Annotated in this window: 5 protein-coding genes, 1 tRNA gene and 1 riboswitch; of the genes, 3 read left to right on the forward strand and 3 right to left on the reverse strand. The window is 38.3% G+C overall.

Features of this window, described 5'->3' with window-relative positions:
- Window positions 1-124 precede the first annotated feature (124 nt).
- Genes ACHABW_RS14195 through thrB form a run of 3 tightly spaced genes read left to right on the forward strand, consistent with a single transcriptional unit; the run spans window position 125 to window position 3,410 of the window.
- Entirely contained in the window at window positions 125-1,423 is a 1,299-nt protein-coding gene (locus tag ACHABW_RS14195; RefSeq protein WP_435755947.1) for a homoserine dehydrogenase, read from the forward strand.
- Entirely contained in the window at window positions 1,423-2,481 is a 1,059-nt protein-coding gene (thrC, locus tag ACHABW_RS14200; RefSeq protein WP_435755949.1) for a threonine synthase, read from the forward strand. Before ACHABW_RS14195 ends, thrC begins: the two co-directional genes overlap by 1 nt.
- On the forward strand, window positions 2,478-3,410 hold the full coding sequence (thrB, locus tag ACHABW_RS14205) for a homoserine kinase (protein ID WP_435755951.1): 933 nt from the start codon (window positions 2,478-2,480) through the stop codon (window positions 3,408-3,410). Before thrC ends, thrB begins: the two co-directional genes overlap by 4 nt.
- A gap of 116 nt (window positions 3,411-3,526) precedes the next feature.
- Here the strand turns inward: thrB and ACHABW_RS14210 are convergent, their stop codons facing one another.
- The 3 genes from ACHABW_RS14210 to ACHABW_RS14220 all read right to left on the reverse strand — a co-directional run bounded on the left by ACHABW_RS14210 (window position 3,527) and on the right by ACHABW_RS14220 (window position 7,452).
- Window positions 3,527-5,992, reverse strand: coding sequence for an EAL domain-containing protein (locus tag ACHABW_RS14210; protein WP_435755953.1), 2,466 nt, complete (start codon window positions 5,990-5,992; stop codon window positions 3,527-3,529).
- A 127-nt stretch (window positions 5,993-6,119) separates the two neighbouring features.
- Window positions 6,120-6,205, reverse strand: a riboswitch (cyclic di-GMP riboswitch).
- Window positions 6,206-6,355: 150 nt separating this feature from the next.
- Window positions 6,356-6,432 (reverse strand) — tRNA-Arg (locus ACHABW_RS14215).
- Between the two features lie 237 nt (window positions 6,433-6,669).
- Complete coding sequence (locus tag ACHABW_RS14220; protein WP_435755955.1) at window positions 6,670-7,452, reverse strand: Cof-type HAD-IIB family hydrolase; 783 nt, start codon at window positions 7,450-7,452, stop codon at window positions 6,670-6,672.
- Window positions 7,453-7,576 lie beyond the last annotated feature (124 nt).

A 7,576-nucleotide genomic window follows, 5' to 3' on the forward strand; every position in this document is an offset into this window, starting at 1 on the left:
ATCAAAAGCATTTCTACTATTATTTTCGTCAAAACGGTTGTATTCTCGGCATTTCCCCTCTATAATGTCCTTTATACAAACACATATGTACTTTAAATAGAGACAGCACAGGAGTTGATAGATCATGGCACAGGAAATGAATATAGGCTTGTTAGGATTTGGAACAGTTGGTACAGGTGTCCTTCAAATTATTCGAGATCACCAGGATAAATTGCAGCACCAGTTAGGTTGCAGTATAAAGGTTAAGATAGTGCTCGTTAGCAATCTCCATAAAGAAAGAGAGATCACGATAGATGACGATCAATTGACCCTAAATGCAGATGATATTTTGAATGATCCATCGATCGTTGCTGTCATTGAAGTGATGGGCGGAATTGAAGATGCAAGAAGGTACATCCGTCAGGCACTGGAGAATAATAAGAATGTTATCACAGCTAATAAAGACCTCATGGCTATTCATGGCTCTGAGCTACTCGAGCTTGCAAATAAACAAGGGTGTGATCTATTCTACGAAGCTAGTGTTGCTGGAGGTATCCCTATTCTTCGTACATTAGTAGAAGGACTTGCCTCTGATAGAATCAGTAAAATGATCGGAATTGTAAATGGTACAACGAATTATATTCTTACAAAAATGTCGAAAGAGGGCCGAGGATACGAAGAAGCTCTCCAGGAAGCCCAAGCGTTAGGCTATGCAGAAGCAGATCCAACTGCAGACGTTGAAGGAATCGATGCGGCTAGAAAAATCAGTATTTTAGGTACGTTAGGCTTTTCAATGAATCTGGACCTCGATGACGTTTCTATCCGTGGTATTACAGAAGTCACAAGAGAAGACCTTGCATTTTGTGAACAACTTGGCTATACAATGAAGCTCGTTGGCATTGCCAATCGCTTTAATGATAAAGTAGAAGTAAGTGTTCAACCAACACTCGTTCCTCATGAGCACCCTCTTGCATCTGTTGACGATGAATACAATGCTGTATATGTATATGGAGATGCAGTTGGAGAAACGATGTTTTACGGACCAGGGGCCGGTAAATTACCAACAGCCACTGCCGTAGTATCAGATTTAGTTGCTGTTTTGAAAAATAACCGTCTCGGAGTGAATGGAAACAGTGTGATCCTTCCTCAATTTGAAAAGAAGCTGAAAGACCCCGATGATATTCATGCAAAATACTTTTTACGTATTCATGCAAAAGATATTTCAGGTACATTCGCTTCACTTACACACTTGTTCCATGAGAACGAAGTAAGTTTAGAGAAAATCCTGCAGCTTCCATTAAATCAAGGTAAACTTGCAGAGATTATTGTTGTTACTCACGCTGTTTCAAAGAAAAACTATGATTTAGTATTAGAAAAATTAGCCGATGCGGATGTTGTTGTGGAAGTGAAAAGCAGCTACCGTGTGGAAGGGGACCGAAAATAATGTGGCGAGGTTTGTTAGAAGAATACAAAGCTTATTTACCCGTTAACGAAAATACACCCATGCTTTCCTTGCAAGAAGGGAATACTCCCCTTCTTCCATTGAAACATCTTTCTGAAAAATGGGGGATTGAACTTCACGTGAAATATGATGGGGCTAATCCAACTGGTTCCTTTAAGGACCGTGGAATGGTAATGGCCGTAGCAAAAGCTAAAGAAGCTGGCAGTGAAGCAATTATGTGCGCTTCTACCGGGAATACTTCCGCTGCTGCCGCCGCATACGCCGCACAAGCGAAGATGAGATGCCTCGTTGTTATACCTGAGGGCAAAATTGCCATGGGGAAACTTGCCCAGGCTGTTGTTTACGGTGCTGAGATCTACAGTATCGCCGGTAACTTCGATAATGCTCTGCAAATGGTTCGTAACCTTGAGAAGCAGTCGCCTATTGCACTAGTAAATTCCGTGAATCCTTATCGCATTGAAGGTCAAAAAACAGCAGCTTTTGAAATCTGTGATGCATTAGGCGCTGCACCTGATGTGCTAGCGATTCCTGTGGGAAATGCCGGTAACATCACCGCTTATTGGAAGGGATTCAACGAATATCACAAAGCAAAAGGAACTGGCCTACCACAAATGAGAGGTTTCGAAGCTGAAGGCTCTGCAGCAATTGTGCAGAATAGAATCATTGATAACCCTGAGACTGCTGCAACTGCCATCCGCATTGGTAATCCTGCCAGCTGGACACAAGCTGTACGTGCCTCAGAGGAATCATCAGGTAAAATTGATTTCGTAACAGACGGTGAAATTCTTGAAGCCTATAAACTACTTGCCCGTGAAGAAGGTGTTTTTGCTGAACCCGCTTCTTGCGCCTCTATTGCCGGAATTAAAAAGCAATTAGATTCAGGAGAAATCAAGAAAGGATCACGTATTGTTGCTGTTCTAACAGGAAATGGACTGAAAGATCCGAATTACGCTATTGACTCTTCTCTCGTTCAGCCTACTGCTTTACCTAATGAAGAATCCGTCGTAATTGACCATATGTTAGGACGTGTAAAACGATGACAGCCGACTTTAACGAGCTGTTTTCCATCAAAGTCCCAGCCAGTACAGCAAATCTAGGCCCTGGTTTTGACTCGGTGGGAATGGCGTTGAATCGATATTTAACTCTACGTATAAAAAAAAGTGACGAGTGGTTTTTTCACACCGTTTCCGAAAACCTTGAAGGTATTCCTTCTGGTGAAGATAATCTGGTCTATAAAATCGCTGCCAAAATTGCCAGCGAATACGATAAAGAATTACCGGCCGTTCAAGTAGAAATGGAGAGTGACATTCCGCTGGCACGAGGATTTGGAAGCAGTGCCACCGCGATTGTTGCTGGAATTGAGCTTGCAAACCAATTGTTGGATTTAGAACTCACATCCGATGAAAAGGCACGCTTCGCAAGTCTCGAAGAAGGACACCCTGATAATGTTGGTCCGTCCATATACGGAGGAATGATTATTGGTAGCCATCGAGAAGACGAAACTAATATTGTCTTAGCTGGCGTACCTGACATCGATCTTGTTGCCGTGATACCTGAATATGAATTAAGTACGAAAGAATCTCGTGGCTCTCTGCCAGAGGATTTCTCTTATAAAAAGGCCGTTGAAGCAAGCGGCGTCAGTAATGTGCTTGTCGCAGCCATATTACAAGGTAATTGGGCACTGGCAGGCAAAATGATGGGAAAAGATCTTTTCCACCTTCCTTACCGTATGCCTTCCATTCCTGAATGGGAAAAAGCAAATCAGCTAGCTGAAGAACTTCCTGTTTACGGCGCTACACTTAGCGGAGCAGGTCCTATCGTACTCTTTTTCATACCAAAGGGTAATGGCCGCGAAATTAAACTCCAATTGCGCAGCCACTATCAGCAGCATCGCATCGAATTACTTGAGATTGATGCGCATGGCGTGACAGTAGAAAAAGCAACAGCTACAAATCAAGTACAAAAATAATACATTTTAAGCTAAAAAAGAAGCATTGAATCATTACCGCGATTCCAATGCTTCTTTTTAGTATGGAAAAAATAAAAGTAATTCTAAAGCTGAAAACTTTTCTTATTTCTTATTTCCTATTTTGAGGTAAACTTGCAAACATTACTTTTTAAAACCGCAGCTTCAAATTCCTCTTTCGGTAAAGGCTTATTGAAGTAGTATCCTTGTCCAATAACGCAATTAAGTTCTTTTAGTAATTTTACTTGATCCTCATTTTCTATCCCTTCAACGATTACATGCAGCGCCAAATTATTTCCTAAATCAATGATACTTTTAACAATCGCTTTTTCTTTAGGGTCCTTCAATATATCTTGGAGAAAAGATTTATCTATCTTTAGTTCATCGATCGGTAGATCTTTCAAATAGTTCAGTGAAGAGAAACCTGTCCCAAAATCATCTATGGAGATGAAAACACCTAATTCTTTTAGCTGTTTCAAAATGGGGAGTGTCTCACTTTTATTTTGCATCACACTCTCTGTCATTTCTACACATAAAAGTTTCGGATCAATATTATTCGCTTGTAGTACTTGTTGTATTTTTTCCGGTAGTTTACTTCCAACTAATTGTACGGATGATATATTAACAGCAATTCTGATAGGAGGAAGACCAGCGTCCAACCATTTTCTAAGTTGGCTGCATGTTTCTTGAAGTACCCAGTCGCCAAGAGGAACTATTAACCCTGTTTCTTCTGCTATTGGAATAAATTCGTCCGGAGGGATAAAACCTAGTTTCGGGTGTTCCCATCGTAACAATACTTCTGCACCAATTATTTCAGTCGTGTTTAAATCATTCTGTGGTTGATAATAAAGCTGAAATTCGTTATTTATAAGTCCGCTTCTTAAGCTCGTCTCAATCTTTAATTTACGTTCAACCAACTTATTCATATCTTGTGTGAAAACCTGATAATTATTTCGACCTCGTTGTTTTGCTGCATACATCGCTAAGTCAGCATTTTCAAGAAGACTCTTGACGTCCTCTTCTCCTATGCTTGAACTAATTCCGATACTGCAAGTCGAGTAAACCTCTTGTTGATCAATCATAAATGGTTCATTAAAGGATTGAAGAAGTCTCTCTGCGGTTTGATTGGCATCATCTTCATCCGGGTTATCTAATAAGATAACATACTCGTCGCCACTCAATCTCGCAACGGTGTCCTTGCCACGAACAATAGCTTTAATTCGTTTAGCAACTTGAATTAATAGTTGGTCACCAATTCCATGCCCTAATGTATCATTAATAAATTTAAACCGGTCTAGGTCTAAAAAAATAACGGCTAAGTTTTGCTCCGATTCCGGGTTTACTACTGTATTTTTTAGCTGTTCATTTAGGAAATTTCGATTTGGCAAGCCAGTTAAATCATCATGAAAAGCCATATGTTCAATCTTTTCTTGCATGCTTTTTTGTACTGTAATGTCTTTACATATCCCATATATTCCTTGTATTACTCCTTTAACAATGATTGGGATATTGGTTATCACTAAATCAATTTCTTCCCCTTGTTTATTTACAATCGAACATTCATAATTTTGTGGTGTTGCCTGCAACGATTGAGTGAAATGGTATAAAACCTTTTCTAAATGTTCTTTTTTGAGTAATGGTATAAAGGATTGTTGAATAAGCTCTTCATATTTATATCCTGATAGTTTTTCACAAGCAGGATTAACATTATAGAAATTACCATCTAAGTCCAAAGTAAAAATGGCCTCCGAATGATTCATAAACAAAGAACGATATCGTTCTTCACTTTCCTCCAGGTTTTCCGTCATTAATTTCTCCTGAGTGATATCTTTGCCCATTGATAAAAGAGCCGATTGTCCCCTAAATTGGATCTCTTTTAATGTAACCTCTAAATCTACTGTATTACCCTTTAACGTTGTTACTTTATATTGAGTTGCTTCCTCTGTCTTTCCCTCTAACGGAATATTTGTTCTTTTAAGAGCCGTCTCATGATGATGAGGAATAAGATAATCAAAAATTGATTTACCGAGAAGATCCTTTTGGTTATTAGCTTCTATTATTTTTATTGCAGCATCATTAACAAATAAAATTTCATTATTTCGGTGAATAACGATCGCTTCTGAGGACATTTTTACAATGTTTTGATAATTTGATTCACTTTCTTTTAATTTTAATTCAGAACGCTTTCTTTCTGTAATGTCATAAGCTATGAGAACTGCTCCAATGACTGCGTTATCCTCTGATAAAATTTGATTTCCATTCATGATGTAATTTCTTTTTTCATCGTTTTTCGTTTTGACGGCAATTTCAAGATCATTTACTTGATCACCATCGATTATCCGAAATAACGGGGTTTCTTCTAATGGAATCGGTTTAATACTATCATCATAATATATATCGAAATAGCTCGACCATTCCATAGGAGAAAGATCTCGATCATTGGGAATACCAAAACATTTATGATGGGTAGAATTAGTATGAATGATTGTTCCAAAAGCATCCGCAATAACAATTGCATCTTTTGAATTCTCAAATGCTAACTCATATGTAGAGACTTGATTTAATATCCTTTGTTTAGAAGACACGTCTTTACCCCCAAGTTTTTAATAACTTATCAGACTTTCTTTATATTAACGACTCTCTTCCATAAAACAGAAATAGCTATTCTCAATGGAGAATAGCCAATAATTTTAATATTAAATACTTCGTTATATTGGTAACCAGGCGATCGTAGTTTATTAAACCTTAGACCCTAAGCTTTGCGTCCTATTCTTTAAAATAGTTTGCCTTTTTCTATTATTATACTATTCCCTATTGAAGTTATTCAAACCCTCTAATAATTTCAAATACAAACGTAAGAATATAGCCTAAATAGGTAAACTTGACTAAAACTGTAATACCATTTTAAAAGAAAAACCCCTAGGTTAGAGGGGGTTAAATATATGTAGTGGTGACCCTGAGAGGATTTGAACCTCCGACCTGCCGCTTAGGAGGCGGCTGCTCTATCCTGCTGAGCTACAGAGTCAATTAAGAAAAACGGCAAAGCCGTTCTCTTCTTATAAAAGCTCACTTTCCTATTATAAAGCAAAAGTGAACTTTTTCAAAGTTGCAATGCGCATTTCTAACGTAAACACGCTCATTTTGTAGATCAGCTTGCTCATTCCTCCGTGCTTCTCGCTTATATATTCAGCTATACCGCTCATAACCTCTAACCATAAACATAACGAGTTACTTAGGTAATAATAAAGCTACTTCTTTTATTCTATAACAATCCAAAATGTTTTAATCCGTGTAATATACCATCGTCATCAACGTCTTTCGTTACATACGAAGCCTGTTTCTTCAACGCGTCACCGGCGTTACCCATCGCAACACTATTTACAACGTAGTCAAGCATTTCAATATCATTTGGACCGTCTCCAAATGCATACACATCCTCTTTAGCAAATCCAAGGTGATTCATCACAGCTTCAATTCCCTTTGCCTTAGAGCCGCCCTTAGGCACGACATCTGTAGAAAATTCGTGCCAGCGCACAAAGTCAAACTTCTGAAAACTTTCTTTATATGGACGCATTTCTTCCGCTGTGTTAAATAACAACGCCTGGTAAATATCTCGGCCATTTAAATAACTGGGATCGTAAGCCGGATGTTTAAATTTCAATGAAAGACTGATACTCTCTTCAATTCTAGCATGATATGGTATATTAGCTTTCATATCAAGATGGTCCATATATACTAGAGGGTGATCATTATTCACTGCTGCTTCAGTTAAACGAATAAGTTCCGTATCATTTAATGGATTCGTTAAAATCTCTTCATCTCCTACTTTCACATATTGTCCGTTGAAGCTAATAAAAGTATGTATGCCCAGTTTTTCGCGCAACTCCGGAAACATGAAAGGTGCCCTACCCGTTGCAATAGCTATGTAATGTCCTGCTGCATGAAGATCATTGATCGCTTTCTCTGTAGAAGCAGGTAACTCTTTGTTATGATCTAATAACGTCCCGTCAATATCAAAAAAAATCAATTTTTTTGTGTTACCCATGGTTATGACCTCGTTTCCCTTATTCATTCAAAAATAAAATCAATGTCTTCATTATACGTGAACTTACTCACACTAATCAATGACCATTAGCATTCTATTGATCATTAGAAAAAAAGGCTAATTC

Source organism: Salipaludibacillus sp. CF4.18 (assembly GCF_051262595.1).
Taxonomy (GTDB): Bacteria; Bacillota; Bacilli; order Bacillales; family Salisediminibacteriaceae; genus Salipaludibacillus; species Salipaludibacillus neizhouensis.

What these genes read in the sequence shown, in the direction of transcription:
- thrC (WP_435755949.1), top strand. Translation starts at nt 1,423, where the DNA reads ATGTGGCGAGGTTTGTTAGAAGAATACAAAGCTTATTTACCCGTTAAC.
- ACHABW_RS14195 (WP_435755947.1), top strand. Translation starts at nt 125, where the DNA reads ATGGCACAGGAAATGAATATAGGCTTGTTAGGATTTGGAACAGTTGGT.
- thrB (WP_435755951.1), top strand. Translation starts at nt 2,478, where the DNA reads ATGACAGCCGACTTTAACGAGCTGTTTTCCATCAAAGTCCCAGCCAGT.
- ACHABW_RS14220 (WP_435755955.1), bottom strand. Translation starts at nt 7,452, where the DNA reads ATGGGTAACACAAAAAAATTGATTTTTTTTGATATTGACGGGACGTTA.